At 63.3% G+C, this 2,757-nt stretch carries 2 protein-coding genes; one reads left to right on the top strand and one right to left on the bottom strand.

Annotated elements, in window-relative coordinates:
• On the bottom strand, nt 1-1,078 hold a 1,078-nt coding region (locus EN964_RS31025), incomplete at its 3' end, for a PTS galactitol transporter subunit IIC (RefSeq protein WP_127277170.1).
• Nucleotides 1,079-1,418: 340 nt separating this feature from the next.
• Here EN964_RS31025 and EN964_RS31020 point away from each other — a divergent pair.
• The gene (locus EN964_RS31020) at nt 1,419-2,732 is read left to right on the top strand and encodes an NAD(P)H-dependent oxidoreductase (protein WP_127272181.1); all 1,314 of its coding nucleotides are present in this window, start codon (nt 1,419-1,421) and stop codon (nt 2,730-2,732) included.
• Nucleotides 2,733-2,757: the final 25 nt, after the last annotated feature.

The following is a 2,757-nucleotide window of genomic DNA, read 5'->3' as shown; positions in this document are numbered from 1 at the left end:
TGACCAGCGGCGCGGTCATGGCGACGATGAAGGGGATGACCGCGAGGTCGGCGAACAGGATGACGCGGTTGCCCGGCAGGATGATGGACAGGATGATCGCGATCGGCACCAGGATCAGCGACGACGAGATCGCGGCCGGATGGCCGATCAGGATCGCCGAATCGAGGCCAACGAGAAGCTCTCGGTCACCGGTGCGCTTGCGCACGAACGCCTGTGCGGCGTCGGAGACGGGGATCAGCCCCTCCATCAGGATCTTGACCATGCGCGGCAGCAGCAGCATCACCGCGGCCAGTGTCATGCCGGTGCCCAGAACCTTGGCCAGCACCACGCTGAGATCACCCGCATTGTAGAACGCGATTGCACCAAGCACGAGGCCGATGATGAGGCCCATCACGACAGGTTCGCCGAACACGCCGAACCTGCGCTCGATCGTATCGGTGTTGATGTTGATGCGGTTGATCCCGGGAATGCGGTCCATGATCCAGTTGAGCACAATGGCGATCGGCAGGATCTGTGCCGAGGCGAGATGCGGCACCGAAATGCCGGGCACGCCGTAGAACTGCTGTACCGCGCGCGCCGACCAGTCGGCGAACAGCAGCGAGAGTGCTGCGACAAGTGCTGCGACCGCGATGCCATAGGCCAGATTGTCGGTTGCGGCGACCACCAGCGAGCCGACAAAGGCGAAGTGCCAGAAATTCCAGACGTCGACATTGAGCGTGCGCGTCATGCGTGTCAGCAACAGCACGATGTTGACGAGGATGCCGACCGGAATGACCCAAAGGCCGACCGACGAGCCGAAGGCGATCGCGGCCGCGGAGGGCCAGCCGACATCGATGATGTCGCGATGAATGCCGGTGTTGGTGACGATGGCCTTGGCGACGTCGCCAATCGACGTGAACATGAGGCCAAGCACCAGATTGATGCCGATGAAGGCGACGCCGATGGTGACGGCGGCGCGAAAAGCCTTGCTGACCTTGGCGCCCAGAACCACGGCGATGATGAAAATGACAATTGGCAGCAGGATCGTCGGGCCAAGCGTATCGATGGCCCCTTTTAGGCCCGCGAGAACAGTATCCATTTTTCCTCCCCTGGAGCCGCGAGCCTTCGCTCGACGCCTCGCAATGATGCTCCATCCAGCCTTTGACGCCCCGGCGCAAAGACACTCCCCAATTTGCCCCAGAGGCGAATGCTTTCCGACTGTCGCGTCGGTGAACATTTGCCTTTGTTGACAAACGAATGTTTTATTGGGGTTGTCAGCTGCGATGTCAATTGGTTGCGCTTCGGCCAATCGAGCCTCGGCGGTCGTCCCTTCCGAGACGATTTCGCGGGAAATTGCCGGTCGCGACCGGGTTTCGTTGGCAAATAGAACCCGTTCCCTGCTATCCGACCTCAAATCACGAAGCTGTGGACATTCCTGCATGACCAACGTCGCCCTGACCGGCCTTGCCCGCGATCTCGCCAGGCGTGCCGCCGAGGGCCGCCCGGTGCGCATCGGTGTCATCGGTTCGGGCGAAATGGGCACCGATCTGGTCACCCAAGGCATGCTGATGCCAGGCATTTCGATCTGCGCCGTCTCGACGCGCCGCCCGCACACCGCGCGCGATGCCATCCGTATCGCCTATGGCGACGAAGCCATGGCCGTCGAAGCCGACACCGCGTCGAAAGTCACCGGCGCTATCGAGAGCGGCAAGATCGCCGTCACTTCGAACGAGATGCTGGTCACCAATCCGCTGATCGACGTCGTCATCGACGCCACCGGCAAGCCGGGCGTCGCCGCCGATTTCGACCTCATGGCGATGGAGCACGGCAAGCATCTGGTGATGATGAACGTCGAGGCCGACGTCACCATCGGCTGCTACCTCAAGCAGCAGGCCGACCGGCTTGGCGTCGTCTATTCGGTGGGTGCGGGCGACGAGCCGTCGAGCTGCATGGAACTGATCGAATTCGCGTCGGCGCTCGGGCTGACCATCGTCTCGGCCGGCAAGGGCAAGAACAACCCGCTCAACCACGATGCCGTACCGGACGACTATCGCGCCGAAGCCATCCGCCGCAACATGAACCCGCGCATGCTGGTCGAGTTCGTCGACGGTTCCAAGACCATGGTCGAGATGTGTGCCATCGCCAACGCCACCGGGCTGGTGCCCGACGTGCCCGGCATGCACGGCCCCAAGGCCGACCGCGATGACCTCGCCAAGGTGCTGATCCCGCGCGAGGATGGCGGTCTGTTGCTCAGGAAAGGCGTCGTCGACTACACGGTCGGCAAGGGCGTCGCGCCTGGCGTGTTCGTCATCGTCGAGGCGACGCATCCGCGCATCATCGAGCGCATGGACGACCTGCATATCGGCCACGGCCCCTACTACAGCCTGTTTAGGCCCTATCATCTGACCTCACTGGAGGTGCCGCTGACCGCCGCCCGCATCATGCTTTTCGGCAAGCCCGACATGGTGCCGCTGCCGCAACCCGTTGCCGAAGTCTGTGCGGTCGCCAAGCGGGATCTCGCCGCCGGCGAGACCTTCGATGCGATCGGCGAGACCTGTTACCGCTCCTGGACGATGACCGTCGGCGAAGCCCGTGCCCAGCGCGCCGTGCCGGTCGGCCTGCTCGAGGGCGGCAAGGTGCTGAAACCGGTCAGGAAAGGCGAATTGCTGACGTCAGACAATGCGTCGCCCGACCAGACGACAAGGCTGTTCGCCTTGCGCCGGCTGCAGGACGAGATGCTCTACGGGGCCTGAAAGGACCACGCTGGCGCTGCTACGA

This window comes from Mesorhizobium sp. M7A.F.Ca.CA.001.10.2.1 (genome assembly GCF_003998575.1).
In the GTDB taxonomy this organism is placed as follows: Bacteria; Pseudomonadota; Alphaproteobacteria; order Rhizobiales; family Rhizobiaceae; genus Mesorhizobium.
The sequence above is the reverse complement of the archived record's forward strand: the minus strand, read 5'-3'. Positions and strand labels throughout refer to the sequence as shown.